The following is a 14,095-nucleotide window of genomic DNA, read 5'->3' as shown; positions in this document are numbered from 1 at the left end:
GCTTACGCAGCCGCCGAAACCTGGGCGCTGGTCGAAACTTCCGCGATCGTCTTCAGGATCTGCGAGGCGATCTGGTAGGGGTCGCCCTGCGAGTTCGGGCGGCGGTCTTCCAGGTAGCCCTTGTAGTCATTGTTGACGAAGGAATGCGGCACCCGGATCGAGGCGCCTCGGTCGGCGATGCCGTAGCTGAAGCGGTTCCACGGCGCGGTCTCGTGCTTGCCGGTCAAGCGCTTGTCGTTGTCGGGGCCGTAGACGGCAATGTGGTCCATCAGGTTCTTGTCGAATTGAGCCATCAGCGCTTCGAAATAGGCCTTGCCGCCGACTTCGCGCATATAGGCGGTCGAGAAGTTGGCGTGCATGCCCGAACCGTTCCAGTCGGTATCGCCGAGCGGCTTGCAGTGATACTCGATGTCGATCTCGTATTTTTCGGTCAGGCGCTGCAAGAGATAGCGGGCCATCCACATCTGGTCGGCAGCTTTTTTCGAGCCCTTGCCGAAGATCTGGAATTCCCACTGGCCCTTGGCCACTTCGGCGTTGATGCCTTCGTGGTTGATGCCGGCGGCGAGACACTGGTCGAGATGCTCCTCGACGATCTGGCGTGCAACCGGGCCGACATTGGAGTAGCCGACGCCGGTGTAGTACGGGCCCTGCGGGGCCGGATAGCCGCTCTCGGGGAAGCCGAGCGGACGGCCGTCCTTGTAGAAGAAATATTCCTGCTCGAAGCCGAACCAGGCGCCCTCGTCGTCGAGGATGGTGGCGCGCTTGTTGGAGACATGCGGCGTCACGCCATCGGGCATCATCACTTCGCACATCACCAGCACGCCATTGGTGCGGGCCGGGTCGGGGAACACGGCGACCGGCTTCAGCACGCAATCGGAGCTGTGGCCTTCGGCCTGCTGCGTCGAAGAACCGTCGAAGCCCCACAGTGGCAGCTGCTCGAGCGTCGGGAACTCGGCGAACTCCTTGATCTGGGTCTTGCCGCGCAGATTGGGGACCGGGGTGTAACCATCGAGCCAGATGTACTCGAGCTTGTATTTCGTCATTCTAGAGCCTCTCGTTGCTTGATCACCGAAGCTGGATAACGCCGGCGCATGCCGAGCCATCCGGCAGGCCGGCTGCCGGTCGATAAAATGCAAGTCATGTGCCATTTCCGCTGCGCGGGGTGCGGCAAAAATGCCCATTTTTGCCAGCGATGCGGCCAAGCCGTCTAAGCAATGCGCCGCGATCGATCAAAGACGGAATTTGCTTAAATAACAGGCAAATGCTGATCTTTCTTTAGGCATCTTGCCTAAACGGATTGCAGGACTTACTTTCGTGGAAAGATGAATCGACAAGCCTCTCCAGAAGAAAGGAGACCGACAGTGGAAATCACGCCAGCCCGTCCGTCGGCAAAAATCCTGATGTTCCCGATGGCAGCGCGTGCAGCTGCCTCAAATTTAGGCGTAAAGGCCAAGTTCGCGGCAGAGCTTGCCTCATTGCGCGATCATCCCCTGGGTTATGGCGAGGCCTGGTACCACGAGGCCGCCATCGCGGAAGCCGAGCAGCCTCGCAAGAGCTAGCCGTCTCCCCGGACCAACAGCTGAAAAGCAGGTCTGACCATTGAAAAACCCGGCGCGATCGCTCGCGCCGGGTTTTGTTTGATACCACGCCGTCGGCTACTGCTTAGTATGCAGGTCGGTTCCCAGCGTATCCCTGACGAAGATCATGCCGATGATCAGCGACATCGCCGAGATCACCACCGGGTACCAGAGGCCGTAATAGATATCGCCCTTGGAAGCGCTGAGCGCGAACACGATCGCCGGCAGCAGGCCGCCGAACCAGCCATTGCCGATGTGATAGGGCAGCGACATGCCGGTGTAGCGGATGCGGGTCGGGAACATCTCGACCAGGATCGCAGCGATCGGCCCGTAGACCATGGTCACATAGACGACCAGGATGAACAGGATGCCGATGACCTTTGCCCAGTTGACGGCTGCCGGGTCGGCAAACATCGAGAATGCACCGGCCGCCGGAACACTGTAGACCGTCACGTCGGTGGCGCCGGCGGCGTCATCTGCCGTCAGCACCTTGTCCTTGACCGCCTGGGCGAGCGGGACACTGGCTTTTTCGCCGGCGCGAATGGCTGCCGCGTCGAGTTTCAGTTCGGGATTGGCCGCTACAAAGGCGTCGAGCTTTTGGTCGGCAACCTTGGCGGCAGCACGTTTCAACGGATAGCCGCCGGCCTGAAGCGCGAGGTTGACTGCCTTCTTGAAAGCAGCATCGTTTGAAGCCGCCTTGTCCGCGGCTGCCACCGCATCATAGGACGCCACCGTTTCGGTGCCAATCTTGACACTGGCCGCGGTTCCCGGTGCCGCCGTCGTGACGATGTCGTAGGGCACGGAGCTCTTGGCAAGGAAGTCGGTCGCAATATCGCACGAAGTGAGAGGCTTGCGTGTTCCGGTCGGATTGAACTGGAACTTGCAGTCTCCCGGTGCGGCGGTCACCGTGGCACGCGTGTTCTGCTGCGCGGTGGCGAGCGCCGGGTTGGCGGCCCAGGTCAGCGCTTTGAACAGCGGGAAGGTGGTGACGATCGCCAGCGCAAGACCGGCCATGATGATCGGCTTGCGACCGACCTTGTCGGAGAGCCAGCCGAACACGACGAAGAAGATCGAGCCGAGCGCCAGCGCGATCGCGATCATGATGTTGACCGACTGCGGATCGACCTTGAGCACATTGGCCAGGAAGAACAGCGCATAGAACTGGCCGTTGTACCAGACCACGGCCTGGCCGGCGGTGAGGCCGAGCAGCGCCAGAAGCGCGATCTTGGCGTTCTTCCACTGGCCGAAGGCTTCCGACAGAGGCGCCTTGGAGCCCTTGCCCTCGTCCTTCATCCGCTGGAAGGTCGGCGATTCGGCGAGCGACAGACGAATCCAAACCGATATGGCGAGCAGGATGGACGAGACCAGGAATGGAATACGCCAGCCCCAGGCCGCGAAATCCTCCTTGCTCAGCGAATTCTGCACGATCAGGATGATAATCAGCGACAGAAACAGGCCAAGCGTGGCCGTTGTCTGGATCCACGACGTATAGAAGCCTCGGCGGTCGTCGGGAGCATGTTCGGCGACATAGGTCGCCGCACCTCCATACTCACCGCCAAGCGCCAGGCCTTGCAGCATGCGCAACCCAACCAGGATAATGGGCGCCGCAATGCCCCAGCTCGCCGAACCGGGAAGCAGGCCGACCAGGAAGGTCGACAGGCCCATGATGGTGATGGTGACAAGGAATGTGTATTTGCGGCCGACGAGATCGCCGATGCGGCCGAACACCAGCGCGCCGAACGGACGCACGAGGAAGCCGGCGGCGAAAACCAGCAGCGTGAAGATGTTGCGGGTCGCCTCTGGATATGAAGCGAAGAATGCGGCGCCGATCGCGGCCGCCAACGCCCCGTAGAGATAGAAATCATACCATTCGAAAACGGTGCCGAGCGAAGAAGCGAAGATGACTTTCTTCTCCTCCCGCGTCATGCCTCGGCTGCTTCCGCCGGCGGTCGATGCCATTGCCATGGAAATGTCCTCCCGTGAGATCCCGTCTGCCTCGATGCTGTGCTTCAACGCCCACGTTCCCTCCGAACGCGGACTCAGCTCAGCCATCGGCGCAAAAATGACAGAAAGCGGCAGCCGGAGGCAGACCGACCTTGGGTTTATGACTTTGGTATTAGGTGCAGTGCGGCATTGAGCCTGACATCAGGCCTTGAGCGCTTGCAGCAGGCTGACGGCGCCCATCATATCACGCTTGCGGGCCGAGCGGCGTGCCACCGCCTCGGCATCCTGGCCCCAGTGCTCGATCTGCCAGTCCTCATCGACATGGCCGGCGGCCCAAGCCGCCTCGCCGTCAAGCGCGCCGTAGTCGACTGCAAGCGCCAGCAGCGCCGACCCGGTCAGCGAGGTCATGACATGGATGGCAGCGAGCCGCAGCGGCTCGGCGCGCTGGGCAAGATGAGCGCCGAGCACGGCGATGCTTTCACGCGGCTGTTCGACGTGGATGATGCCCTCGGCAAGATTGAAGCGGGCGCCAAGCGCGCTGCGCGCCCAGTCAATCACCGGATCCCAATGCGCATTCTGGCGCTCGACCAGTCCCTGCGGCGCGTCGGCGCGGTAGCAGGTCAGATCGGACGACGCGAAACGCAACACGTCCTCCAGCACCGCCTGCGGGTCGCTGGCGACGCCGTCGATGGCGGTGTTGACCAGACGCAGCACCGGCATCGTGACGGGATCGATGGTCTCACCTTGCGCGTCGAATTCGCCGGCTACCAACTGTGCTGCCTTCTCGGTCGGCAGCGCCAGCAACGCTTTGCCCGGCGTGCGCACCGGCTTGTCGTCGAGATGCACGGCAAAGCCGTCGTCCACCGGCACGACGGAAACGTCCTTGTAGAAACGCTTCGGCAGATGCGTCTTCATCTGGATCTGCGCGCGGCGCACCGGATCCGGATCGGACAGTTGCTTGCCTGCTTCGAGGTCGTTGAGGATATCGCGCATCTCGAACTCCTTAGAGCATGATGCCGAAAAGTATGAAGCGGTTTTCGGACAACATCATGCTCTATAAATTTGCCAAAACCTGCTTGCGCGCCGGCCTATTGACGATGATGAGGCCGACCGCGATCAGCCCAAGCGCCACGAAGATCCTGACTGTCGGCGCCTCACCGGCAACGTAGTTCAGCCCCCAGGAAAAGGTCAGCCCGACCATGATCGAAGCAGCCGCCAGATCGACCGCGTCGCGGCGGTCCAATGCCGAGGCAACAGCCAATGTCAGTCCTCCGCGCTGGCGTCGTCGAAGCCGATCAGGTTCCAGCTCTGGCGCATATGCGGCGGCATCGGCGCGGTGACGTCGATGACGCCCTTGTCCGGGTGCGGAATGACGATGCGGCGCGCATGCAGATGCAGGCGATTCTGAATGCCGCCAGGGAAATCCCAATTGGTGTCGGCCTCGAAATATTTGGGGTCGCCGATGATCGGGCAGCCAATATAGGCGGCATGGACGCGAAGCTGGTGGGTGCGGCCGGTATAGGGCTCCATTTCCAGCCAGGTCATCGTCTGCGCCGCCTGCTCGATGATGCGGTAGTAGGACACGGCGTGGTCGGCGCCTTTTTCACCATGGGCGGCCACCCGCACGCGATCACCGTCCTCGGTCGGCTCCTTGATCAGCCAGGTCGAGATCTTGTCCTCGCGCTTGGGCGGCACGCCCTTGACTAGCGCCCAGTAGGTCTTCTTGGTCTCGCGTGCGCGAAAGGACTCTGAGAGCTTCATCGCCGCAAGCCGGGTGCGGGCAACCACCAGCACGCCCGACGTGTCGCGGTCGAGCCGGTGCACAAGGCGCGGCTTCTCGCCCTTCTGGCTGCGCCATGCCTCCAGCATGTCGTCGACATTGCGGGTAACACCCGAGCCGCCTTGCACGGCCAGGCCAGCCGGCTTGTTGAAGACAAAGACCTTCGGGTCCTCGTGGATCAGCATCTTGGCCAGTACATCGGCGTCGCCCTGGTTGCGGATCGAGTGACCGGTAAGCGCGCTCTCGCCCTTCTTGTCGACCTCGAGCGGCGGCACGCGCACCACCTGGCCCGGCTCGACACGGCTGTCAGCCTTGACCCGACCGCCATCGACGCGGATCTGGCCGGAACGCAGCAACTTCTGCAGATGGCCGAACCCGAGGCCGGGGAAATGGGTCTTGAACCAGCGATCGAGCCGCATGCCCGCCTCGCCGGCCTCCACTGTGATCTGTTCAACGCCTGCCATAATTCCAATCGCCGTTCCGCGGCATGCAGCGGCATTCGCCGGCACCCGCAACCTCATACTCGGTCATTCGTTGTCGGTTCCATATTGCAGAACCTGAACTTTCTCCAGCGTGATCAGACCGCTTGTCATGATTGTCTCAAGTATTGGCAGGAAAGCGGCTATCTTTTCCTCGCCATCGACGATCTCGATCACAAGGGGCAGATCCTCTGACAAACGGAGGATCTTCGTGGTATGAAGCCGGCTGGAATGGCCGAACCCCATCGCTCCGCGCAGGACGGTCGCGCCGGCAACCTGCATTTCGCGGGCCTTGAGCACGATTGCCTCATACAGCGGACGGCCGTCTGCCCTGTCGTTCTCGCCGATGAATATGCGCAGCAATTGCGCCTGTGTCGGTATTTTCATTGCCCGGATCCTCTCAGTCGGTTGAGGCGCATTGCAAAGATGTGGCCAAGCCAGACGGCGGCAAGCCACGCCACCACGGAGATCGCGATATTGAGCCCCGCCGCCACAAGGTCCCCGCCTTGCGCGAGGATGAGCGTTTCAAGGCTGAACGCGGAAAAGGTCGTCAGGCCGCCACAGAAGCCGGCCATGAAGAACTGGCGCTGCAACGGGCTGGCGAAGACACGGCCTTCCGGCCCCGTCAATGTCGCGTAGAAGCCGATGAGGAATGAGCCGATAATGTTCACGAGGAGCGTGCCGAAGGGGAATCCACTGCCCCACAAGGCATTGCTCGCCAATGAGACAAGCGCCCGCAGCACGCCGCCGATCATGCCGCCGGCTGCCACGGTAGCATAGATCCGAACCGTTTCACTCGTTTTACGCCAGCCAATGAGGCGCGCCGCGTGCCCTGCCGCGGCGGCGTCCGTTCCGCCGGAGCGAAGCTTCCGCGGACTGCTCATGGCGCCCCGTTGCCGATCAGGAGACTTCCCGCGGCAAAGCCCAGCGTCACGCCGCCGAGGCTCAGAACAACCGAAAGCAGCACATTGCCGCCGGCGCGCAACCATTCACCCTCGCGGGCCAGCGCCAGCGTCTGCAGGCTGAAGGAAGAGACCGTGGTATAGCAGCCGAGGCAGCCGGTAACTGCAAAGGCCCAGATGGCGGGCATTCCGTCGCGTGCCACCGCATGCGCGACGACGCCGATCGCAAACGCCCCCGAGACGTTAACGACCATCGTACCCCAGGGAAAGGTCTCGCCGATTCGGCGGGCGATGAAGCCGGACAGGAAGAAGCGGGCCATCGCGCCGATCGCGCCGCCAAGACAGACAAGCAACAGGTGATACATCGCGCTCCCTCTTGCCGGTCAAGACTACGCGTCAGGTTGTCTCGACCTTCTTTGCCCTGCTCGAACCGAGCATCTTCCAGTTCTTGTAGAACATGGAGTTGATGCGCTCGACGCTGACCGAGACGATGGCCAGAAGGCCGGCGATAAGGCCGGGGAATGGCGATGGGCGGATGATGTCCATGAACACGCAGTAGCGGCGCCCGTCATACTCGTTGACCGAGCGGTGCAGCAGCGTGTCGTCGAATATATAGAGCGGATTGTCGTGCCAGTAGTTCCTGGCGCCGTTGCACTCGACGAAAATCTCGGCCTTCACCGGCAGCAAATTGTAGAGGATGCGCAGGCTGAGCCGCAGCGGTCCGAAATGCCAGGAGGTCGATTCCTTGCTCCTGAAGACCGAGACGGCGATGGTCTTGATGTATTTGAAATCCTTGTTGAATTCCGCGACGTTGTCGATCTTGTGCTTGCCGTACCACTGATAGACATACATGCCGCGCCTGGCGGTGCCGAAATTGGCGTCTATATCGGCGATGATCTCGTCCTTGCGCGCCTTGAAGACGTCGAGAACCTCATTGACCTCGCGCTGATAGTCCGGCGGAAACTGCTCCAGCTTCCACACGCCCGGGTTGCGGTAGCTAAGCAGATCGACCAGAAGGTTGAAGGGCGACAGCAGCCAGGTGAAGATGCCGTTGCCGAGGAAATAGCCGCGCAACAGCGACAGGTTCTTGTTGGCATTGCGCAGCACATCGATCAGGCCGCAGACGATCCAGATCGTCGTCAGGATCGGGATGAAATAGAAGCCGAGCGCGAGAACCGGCAGTGCAATCACAGCCTGGCGAAGGGATTTGCGAAGGGACTTTTTCATTTTTTTCTCGCGCCGCCGGGCGCGATTCCTGTTGCGACGACAATCGCCAAGCATCTTGGCGACGGCCACCCCCGAGGCCGTGCGCCTTGATAGGGTCTTTTGTCCCCACGCACAATGCCATCGCGCGGCGCTGGGGTGGCCGTCGGCGGTTGCCGGCAAAATTATTTGGAGTTTTGTATTCCACTTAGTTCAGTGCACAGGAAAGGATAGAGGCGGGAATGCCCCATGCCACGGTTTCGTCCTGGGGCGCCAAAACCACAGGCGCGCGCAAGCCTATTTTTCCCGCTCGCTGCGCAGCTTCGCCCAATAGTCCAGCCGTTTCCGGATGTCGCGCTCGAAGCCACGTTCGGGCGGATCGTAAAATGTCTGCCGGCCCATCTTTTCCGGAAAATAGTCCTGGCCGGAAAAGGCATCGGGCTGGTCATGGTCGTAGCGGTAGCCGGCGCCGTAATCCTCCTCTTTCATCAGCTTGGTCGGCGCGTTGAGGATGTGCTTGGGCGGCAGCAGCGAACCGAACTCCTTCGCCGCCCGCGTGGCGGCCTTGAAGGCGGTGTAGACGGCGTTGGATTTGGGCGCGGTGGCGAGATAGACGGTCGCCTCGGCGAAGGCGAGTTCGCCTTCGGGCGAGCCCAGATAGTCATAGGCGTCCTTGGCTGCGTTGGCCACGACCAGCGCCTGCGGGTCGGCGAGGCCGATATCCTCCATCGCCATGCGCACCAGCCGGCGGCCGAGATAGAGCGGATCCTCGCCGGCGTCGAACATGCGGGCGAGATAGTAGAGAGCCGCGTCGGGATCGGACCCGCGCACCGATTTGTGCAGCGCCGAGATCAGATTGTAGTGGCCGTCCTGGCCCTTGTCGTAGATCGGCGCGCGGCGCTGGACGATGCGCTGCAGCCCTTCTGGATCGAAAACCTCGCCAGGTTTGGCGGCGCGCCAGACCTCTTCGGCCAAGGTCAGCGAGGCACGACCGTCGCCATCGCTCATGCGGATGAGCATCGCCAGCGCCTCGTCGTCGAGCGGCAGCGCCCTGCCCTCGGCCTCCTCCGCCCGCGTCATCAGTTTGGCGATGCTCTCCTCGCCCAGCGAATGGAACACCAGCACCCGCGCGCGCGATAGAAGCGCGGCATTGAGCTCGAAGGAGGGATTCTCGGTGGTGGCGCCAACCAGCACGACCGTGCCGTCCTCCATGACCGGGAGGAAGGAATCCTGCTGGGCGCGGTTGAAGCGATGGATCTCGTCGACGAACAGCAGCGTCTGGCGGCCATTGGCGCGCCGCAGTTTTGCCGCCTCGAACACCTTCTTCAGGTCGGCGACGCCGGAAAACACCGCCGATATCTGCTCGAAGGCAAGACTGGTCTCGCCGGCCAGCAGCCGCGCAACAGTCGTCTTGCCGGTCCCCGGCGGTCCCCAAAAAATCATCGAGCCGAGCGAGCCGGAATTGATCAGCCGCGTCAGCGCGCCATCGGGCCCGGTCAGATGCTCCTGGCCAACGACCTCGCCGAGGTTTTTCGGGCGCAGCCGGTCGGCGAGCGGCCGGCCAGGTGGCGCTCTTTCCGGTTCATCGACGCTGAACAGATCGGCCATGCAAGTCTTTTTGTTGGACGACCCTCAAGATGGGAAGAGCGCCTCAGTAACGCAACACCTGGCGCAGTATCTGCCCGCCGCGCTCGACGGTAAAGCGCCACCAGCGTGTATCCTGCTGGGCAAGCTGCGCAAGTGTCGCCGCGGTATCGACGGCGGTGCCGTTCACTTCGCGCACAATGTCGCCGGGCTGGAAGCCGAAATCGGCAGCCGGCGAATCGTGGTTGATGTCGACCACGGTGACGCCCTTCAGGTCGGTGCGCAGGCCAAGCCGCTGGGCAAGCCGTGGCGACAGTTCGGCGACCTTGGCGCCGGAGAACGGGCTGCGGCCATGCAGCGTCACTTCCGACGCCTTGGCGCCCTCCGGCGCGCGCTCCAGCGCAATCTCCATCGTCGCCTGCTGGCCCTTGCTCAGGATGGCGAAGGTCGCCTTGGTGCCGATCGACAGCGTTGCCATGCGGTAATCCAGTGCCTCGATGCCTTCGACGGTCGTGCCGTTAAGTTGCAGCACGACATCGCCGGGCTTCAGCCCTGCCTTGGCTGCCGGTCCGGCCTCCTCGACAGACGAGACCAGCGCCCCGGTCGGCTTCTCCATGCCGAGCGATTCGGCGATCTGCGGTGTGACCGCCTCGAACTCGGCGCCGATATAGGGCCGCTCGAAGAAATCGAGCCCGGCCTTGGCCGCGTCGGCGAAGGCGCGCACCATGTTGGCCGGGATGGCAAAGCCGATGCCGATCGAGCCGCCGCTGCGGCTGTAGATGGCGGTGTTGATGCCGACCAGTTGGCCGCCCATGTTGATCAGCGCGCCGCCGGAATTGCCGGGATTGATGGCAGCGTCGGTCTGGATGAAATAGCCCGAATCCGAAACGCCGATATGGCTGCGGGCAAGTGCCGAAACGATGCCGCTGGTGGTGGTCTGGCCGACGCCGAACGGATTGCCGATCGCCAGCACCAGATCGCCGACCTCGAGCGCGTCGGAATCGCCGATGGCGATCACCGGAAACGGCTTGTCGGACGTGATCTTGAGCACGGCAAGGTCGAGCGTCTCGTCCTTGAGCATGACCTTCGAGGTGAATTCGCGCCCGTCGGCGGTCGCGACCTTGACCTCATCGGCGTCCTTGATGACGTGGAAATTGGTGACGACAACGCCACTCGGGTCAACCAGCACGCCCGAGCCGAGCGAAGATTGCGCGCGCGGCTGCGCGCGACCGAAGAATTCCTCGAAGAAAGGATCGCCGTCGAAGGGCGACGTGACCTTGGCCGTCTGTGAGGCATAGACATTGACCACCGCCGGCGCCGTCTGCTTGACCAGTGGTGCAAAGGACAGCTGCACCTCTTCGCGGCCGAACGGCACGCGCTTGTCGGGACCGGAGGTGCCGTTCTCGCCCTCGACGCCGTGCAACAGATCGGTCAGCACATCGGAGAGCCCCGGATCCGCTGGCTTGGCGGCGTCCTCGGCCAGCGCCTGCCTCACGGCCGGTGCCGCGGCAAAGGCGGCCAGCGCGCAAAGGGCGACAAGAAACAGCCGTTTGAAGTGCATTCCGAATCCTCCAGATCGGGCGTCATTGTCCCGACGATTGTGCAGAATGAAAGGCTAAGACGATGAAATCGAATTATTTTCAGCCCAGTAATCGGCTAAAGCTCTGTCTGCAACCGGTACCGTTGTCGATCGCATGAAAAAACAGCTCGCTTCATTCCGTGATTTTCTGGCCACCGGCAAGTTGGGACCGGTGACGCCTGGCATGAAGCTGATTGAGGTCGCCGAGACACTCGGTTCACCAGACGGCTGGAATATCGGCGATGGCGATCTTGTTCCGCTCTATTGGTTTTTCGGCCCGTTGGAGATTTCCTTCGATAGCCGGTCACGTAAAGGCAACGAAAAAGGGGCCCGCAGGCCCCTTTGAACGCTTTGTGAAATACCGAGCCTTATGCGGCCGCGGCTTCCTCGTTGGTGCCTTCGGCCTCGAGGCGGGCGCGGTCGCCGGCGCCCTTGGCGTCGGGGTCGCGATCGACGAACTCGATGACCGCCATGGCGGCATTGTCGCCGTGGCGGAAGCCCGCCTTCATGATGCGCAGGTAGCCGCCATTGCGGTTGGCGTAGCGCGGCGCAATCGTGTCGAACAGGCGCTTGACGACGCCTTCATTGCCGATCTGGGCAATCACCTGGCGGCGCGCATGCAGATCGCCGCGCTTGCCGAGCGTCACCAGCTTCTCGACGATCGGACGCAAATCCTTCGCCTTCGGCAGGGTGGTGACGATCTGCTCGTGCTCGAGCAGCGACACGGCGAGGTTGGCGAACATCGACTTGCGATGGCTAATGCTTCGGGCGAAACGACGGCCTTTGAAACCGTGGCGCATGGCTCTTTTCCTTCTTCAGTTGTTCAAGAGGCCACGGCCTCTGATGGCTTTCCGCATGACCGTCGGATCGAGCGGCTCACGCCGCCGATCCTTGGAATTCATGCTCAATATTGGTCTTCGTAACGCTTGGCGAGGTCTTCGATGTTTTCCGGCGGCCAGTCCGGCACTTCCATGCCGAGGTGCAGGCCCATCGCCGCCAAGACTTCCTTGATCTCGTTCAGCGACTTGCGGCCGAAGTTCGGGGTGCGCAGCATCTCGGCTTCGGTCTTCTGGATGAGATCGCCGATGTAGACGATGTTGTCGTTCTTCAGACAGTTGGCCGAACGCACCGAAAGCTCGAGTTCGTCGACCTTCTTGAGCAGCGCCGGGTTGAAGGCGAGCTCGGTGACGGCTTCGGTGGCGACTTCCTTCTGCGGCTCGTCGAAGTTGACGAACAGGCCAAGCTGGTCCTGCAGGATGCGAGCGGCGAATGCCACCGCGTCCTCGCCCGAGATCGAACCGTCGGTCTCGATGGTCATGGTCAGCTTGTCATAGTCGAGGACCTGGCCCTCGCGGGTGTTCTCGACCTTGTAGGAGACCTTCTTGACCGGCGAATACAGGCTGTCGACCGGGATAAGGCCGATCGGCGCGTCTTCGGCGCGGTTGCGCTCTGCCGGCACGTAACCCTTGCCGGTGTCGACGGTGAATTCCATGCGGATTTCAGCGCCTTCGTCCAGCGTGCAGATGACGTGGTCGGGGTTGAGGATCTCGACGTCGCCAACCGTCTGGATGTCGCCAGCCAGAACCGCACCCGGGCCCTGCTTGCGAACGACCATGCGCTTGGGGCCATCGCCTTCCATGCGGATGGCGATTTCCTTGATGTTCAAGACGATGTCGGTCACGTCTTCGCGGACGCCGGCGATCGACGAGAATTCATGCAGAACGCCGTCGATCTGCACGGCGGTCACAGCCGCACCGCGCAGCGAAGACAGAAGCACGCGGCGCAGCGCGTTGCCGAGCGTCAGGCCAAAGCCGCGCTCGAGCGGCTCGGCGACCAGCGTGGTCAGCGTCTTCTTCTTCGACGAGAACTCGATCTTGTTCGGCTTGATCAGTTCCTGCCAATTTTTCTGGATCATGATGCTTTCCTTCCGTTGACCCGCCACCATCCAATCGTGGCGGGCGACCTGGAGTGCCGTGGAGGAGCGCCTGAGGCGCTCGCGCGGCGTTCGGTAATGTCTTAGACGCGGCGCTTCTTGCGCGGGCGGCAGCCATTGTGCGGGATCGGCGTCACATCACGGATCGAGGTGATGGTGAAGCCGGCCGCCTGCAGGGCGCGAAGCGCCGACTCACGACCGGAGCCGGGTCCGCAGACCTCGACTTCGAGCATGCGCATGCCGTGTTCCTGGGCCTTCTTGGCGACGTCTTCGGCAGCCATCTGGGCGGCGAACGGGGTCGACTTGCGCGAACCCTTGAAGCCCTGGGCACCGGCCGACGACCAGGCAATCGAATTGCCCTGCGCGTCGGTGATGGTGATCATCGTGTTGTTGAAGGTCGAATTGACGTGGGCAACGCCCGACGAGATGTTCTTGCGTTCGCGACGGCGAACACGAGCGGCTTCCTTGGCCATGATAGTCCTTTCAGTTGATCTCTACACCGCCGTAATGCCAGCGGCTCCACCTTTGAAAGCGAGTAGTGAGTAGGGAATAGCGAATAGGGACCCCTACTCGCCAATGGCTACTCGCTATTCGCTCACTTACTTCTTCTTGCCGGCGATCGACTTGGCCGGGCCCTTGCGGGTGCGTGCATTGGTGTGCGTGCGCTGGCCGCGAACCGGCAGCGAGCGGCGGTGACGCAGGCCGCGGTAGCAGCCGAGGTCCATCAGACGCTTGATGTTCATCGACACTTCGCGGCGCAGGTCACCTTCGACCTGGTAGTCGCGGTCGATGGTCTCGCGAATCTGCAGCACTTCCGCGTCGGTCAGCTGGTTGACGCGGCGCTCGGCCGGGATGCCGACCTTGTCGACGATCTCCTGTGCGAACTTCTTGCCAATGCCGTGAATGTACTGAAGCGCAATGACGACGCGCTTGTTGGTCGGAATGTTGACGCCGGCTATACGAGCCATATTCTTCTCTTCTCCATGTGGGCCGGCCAACCTTCAAAAGGCGGGCCCGGCGCTGTTCAAATTACCCCGCGTCCGGTGGAGGCCGGCCCATGCGGGAGTTTCCTGGTTTCAATGCGGCTGCCTTGCCCTTGCGGACAAGCAAGCCT

Annotated in this window: 16 protein-coding genes and 1 pseudogene; 2 read left to right on the top strand and 15 right to left on the bottom strand. The window is 62.3% G+C overall.

Features of this window, described 5'->3' with window-relative positions:
* Positions 1-2: 2 nt before the first annotated feature.
* Positions 3-1,043, bottom strand: coding sequence for a glutamine synthetase beta-grasp domain-containing protein (locus FJV77_RS03805; protein ID WP_142865543.1), 1,041 nt, complete (start codon positions 1,041-1,043; stop codon positions 3-5).
* Between the two features lie 318 nt (positions 1,044-1,361).
* Here FJV77_RS03805 and FJV77_RS03800 point away from each other — a divergent pair, with 318 nt between their 5' ends.
* Positions 1,362-1,559 (top strand): DUF2735 domain-containing protein, encoded by a 198-nt coding sequence (locus FJV77_RS03800; protein WP_142865542.1) that lies wholly within the window; start codon positions 1,362-1,364, stop codon positions 1,557-1,559.
* 96 nt (positions 1,560-1,655) lie between these two features.
* Here the strand turns inward: FJV77_RS03800 and FJV77_RS03795 are convergent, their stop codons facing one another.
* The 10 genes and pseudogenes from FJV77_RS03795 to FJV77_RS03750 all read right to left on the bottom strand — a co-directional run bounded on the left by FJV77_RS03795 (position 1,656) and on the right by FJV77_RS03750 (position 11,030).
* Positions 1,656-3,542 (bottom strand): MFS transporter, encoded by a 1,887-nt coding sequence (locus FJV77_RS03795; protein ID WP_142865541.1) that lies wholly within the window; start codon positions 3,540-3,542, stop codon positions 1,656-1,658.
* A 180-nt stretch (positions 3,543-3,722) separates the two neighbouring features.
* The gene (locus FJV77_RS03790) at positions 3,723-4,514 is read right to left on the bottom strand and encodes an ATP12 family chaperone protein (RefSeq protein ID WP_142865540.1); all 792 of its coding nucleotides are present in this window, start codon (positions 4,512-4,514) and stop codon (positions 3,723-3,725) included.
* Positions 4,515-4,674: 160 nt separating this feature from the next.
* A pseudogene (locus FJV77_RS03785) lies at positions 4,675-4,782 on the bottom strand (EamA/RhaT family transporter); the annotation flags it as partial.
* A 2-nt stretch (positions 4,783-4,784) separates the two neighbouring features.
* On the bottom strand, positions 4,785-5,765 hold the full coding sequence (locus FJV77_RS03780) for an RluA family pseudouridine synthase (RefSeq protein WP_142865539.1): 981 nt from the start codon (positions 5,763-5,765) through the stop codon (positions 4,785-4,787).
* 63 nt (positions 5,766-5,828) lie between these two features.
* Entirely contained in the window at positions 5,829-6,167 is a 339-nt protein-coding gene (locus FJV77_RS03775) for a DUF190 domain-containing protein (protein ID WP_142865538.1), read from the bottom strand.
* The gene (locus FJV77_RS03770; protein WP_246691142.1) at positions 6,164-6,535 is read right to left on the bottom strand and encodes a CrcB family protein; all 372 of its coding nucleotides are present in this window, start codon (positions 6,533-6,535) and stop codon (positions 6,164-6,166) included. Before FJV77_RS03770 ends, FJV77_RS03775 begins: the two co-directional genes overlap by 4 nt.
* A gap of 125 nt (positions 6,536-6,660) precedes the next feature.
* Positions 6,661-7,047: a fluoride efflux transporter CrcB gene (gene crcB / locus FJV77_RS03765; protein WP_142865536.1), complete on the bottom strand. Its 387-nt coding sequence runs from the start codon at positions 7,045-7,047 to the stop codon at positions 6,661-6,663.
* A 31-nt stretch (positions 7,048-7,078) separates the two neighbouring features.
* Positions 7,079-7,909 carry an aspartyl/asparaginyl beta-hydroxylase domain-containing protein gene (locus FJV77_RS03760; RefSeq protein WP_142865535.1) on the bottom strand — a complete coding sequence of 277 codons (831 nt, stop codon included), beginning with the start codon at positions 7,907-7,909 and terminating at the stop codon, positions 7,079-7,081.
* Positions 7,910-8,182: 273 nt separating this feature from the next.
* Positions 8,183-9,493, bottom strand: a complete 1,311-nt coding sequence (locus FJV77_RS03755; RefSeq protein ID WP_142865534.1) for a replication-associated recombination protein A — start codon at positions 9,491-9,493, stop codon at positions 8,183-8,185.
* Positions 9,494-9,536: 43 nt separating this feature from the next.
* Complete coding sequence (locus FJV77_RS03750; protein WP_142865533.1) at positions 9,537-11,030, bottom strand: DegQ family serine endoprotease; 1,494 nt, start codon at positions 11,028-11,030, stop codon at positions 9,537-9,539.
* Positions 11,031-11,163: 133 nt separating this feature from the next.
* On the opposite strand from FJV77_RS03750, the gene FJV77_RS03745 reads away from it, so the two are divergent.
* Positions 11,164-11,394, top strand: coding sequence for a hypothetical protein (locus tag FJV77_RS03745; protein ID WP_142865532.1), 231 nt, complete (start codon positions 11,164-11,166; stop codon positions 11,392-11,394).
* Positions 11,395-11,416: 22 nt separating this feature from the next.
* Here FJV77_RS03745 and rplQ read toward each other — a convergent pair whose 3' ends face one another.
* The 4 genes from rplQ to rpsM all read right to left on the bottom strand — a co-directional run bounded on the left by rplQ (position 11,417) and on the right by rpsM (position 13,949).
* A complete protein-coding gene (gene rplQ / locus FJV77_RS03740; RefSeq protein WP_142865531.1) occupies positions 11,417-11,848 on the bottom strand; it encodes a 50S ribosomal protein L17 in 432 nt (143 codons plus the stop codon).
* A 104-nt stretch (positions 11,849-11,952) separates the two neighbouring features.
* Entirely contained in the window at positions 11,953-12,963 is a 1,011-nt protein-coding gene (locus tag FJV77_RS03735; protein WP_032933403.1) for a DNA-directed RNA polymerase subunit alpha, read from the bottom strand.
* A 101-nt stretch (positions 12,964-13,064) separates the two neighbouring features.
* Positions 13,065-13,454: a 30S ribosomal protein S11 gene (rpsK, locus tag FJV77_RS03730; RefSeq protein WP_006205444.1), complete on the bottom strand. Its 390-nt coding sequence runs from the start codon at positions 13,452-13,454 to the stop codon at positions 13,065-13,067.
* A 126-nt stretch (positions 13,455-13,580) separates the two neighbouring features.
* Complete coding sequence (rpsM, locus tag FJV77_RS03725; protein WP_006205445.1) at positions 13,581-13,949, bottom strand: 30S ribosomal protein S13; 369 nt, start codon at positions 13,947-13,949, stop codon at positions 13,581-13,583.
* Positions 13,950-14,095 lie beyond the last annotated feature (146 nt).

The sequence above is a fragment of the Mesorhizobium sp. WSM4306 genome (genome assembly GCF_007003975.1).
GTDB lineage: Bacteria > Pseudomonadota > Alphaproteobacteria > Rhizobiales > Rhizobiaceae > Mesorhizobium.
Note: the sequence above shows the minus strand (reverse complement) of the source record. Positions and strands in the feature narration are given on the sequence as shown.

Excerpts from the sequence above, each read along its gene's own strand:
- FJV77_RS03805 (WP_142865543.1), bottom strand. The coding sequence starts at position 1,043 with ATGACGAAATACAAGCTCGAGTACATCTGGCTCGATGGTTACACCCCG.
- FJV77_RS03795 (WP_142865541.1), bottom strand. The coding sequence starts at position 3,542 with ATGGCAATGGCATCGACCGCCGGCGGAAGCAGCCGAGGCATGACGCGG.
- FJV77_RS03790 (WP_142865540.1), bottom strand. The coding sequence starts at position 4,514 with ATGCGCGATATCCTCAACGACCTCGAAGCAGGCAAGCAACTGTCCGAT.
- FJV77_RS03780 (WP_142865539.1), bottom strand. The coding sequence starts at position 5,765 with ATGGCAGGCGTTGAACAGATCACAGTGGAGGCCGGCGAGGCGGGCATG.
- FJV77_RS03775 (WP_142865538.1), bottom strand. The coding sequence starts at position 6,167 with ATGAAAATACCGACACAGGCGCAATTGCTGCGCATATTCATCGGCGAG.
- FJV77_RS03770 (WP_246691142.1), bottom strand. The coding sequence starts at position 6,535 with ATGATCGGCGGCGTGCTGCGGGCGCTTGTCTCATTGGCGAGCAATGCC.
- crcB (WP_142865536.1), bottom strand. The coding sequence starts at position 7,047 with ATGTATCACCTGTTGCTTGTCTGTCTTGGCGGCGCGATCGGCGCGATG.
- FJV77_RS03760 (WP_142865535.1), bottom strand. The coding sequence starts at position 7,909 with ATGAAAAAGTCCCTTCGCAAATCCCTTCGCCAGGCTGTGATTGCACTG.
- FJV77_RS03755 (WP_142865534.1), bottom strand. The coding sequence starts at position 9,493 with ATGGCCGATCTGTTCAGCGTCGATGAACCGGAAAGAGCGCCACCTGGC.
- FJV77_RS03750 (WP_142865533.1), bottom strand. The coding sequence starts at position 11,030 with ATGCACTTCAAACGGCTGTTTCTTGTCGCCCTTTGCGCGCTGGCCGCC.
- FJV77_RS03745 (WP_142865532.1), top strand. The coding sequence starts at position 11,164 with ATGAAAAAACAGCTCGCTTCATTCCGTGATTTTCTGGCCACCGGCAAG.
- rplQ (WP_142865531.1), bottom strand. The coding sequence starts at position 11,848 with ATGCGCCACGGTTTCAAAGGCCGTCGTTTCGCCCGAAGCATTAGCCAT.
- FJV77_RS03735 (WP_032933403.1), bottom strand. The coding sequence starts at position 12,963 with ATGATCCAGAAAAATTGGCAGGAACTGATCAAGCCGAACAAGATCGAG.
- rpsK (WP_006205444.1), bottom strand. The coding sequence starts at position 13,454 with ATGGCCAAGGAAGCCGCTCGTGTTCGCCGTCGCGAACGCAAGAACATC.
- rpsM (WP_006205445.1), bottom strand. The coding sequence starts at position 13,949 with ATGGCTCGTATAGCCGGCGTCAACATTCCGACCAACAAGCGCGTCGTC.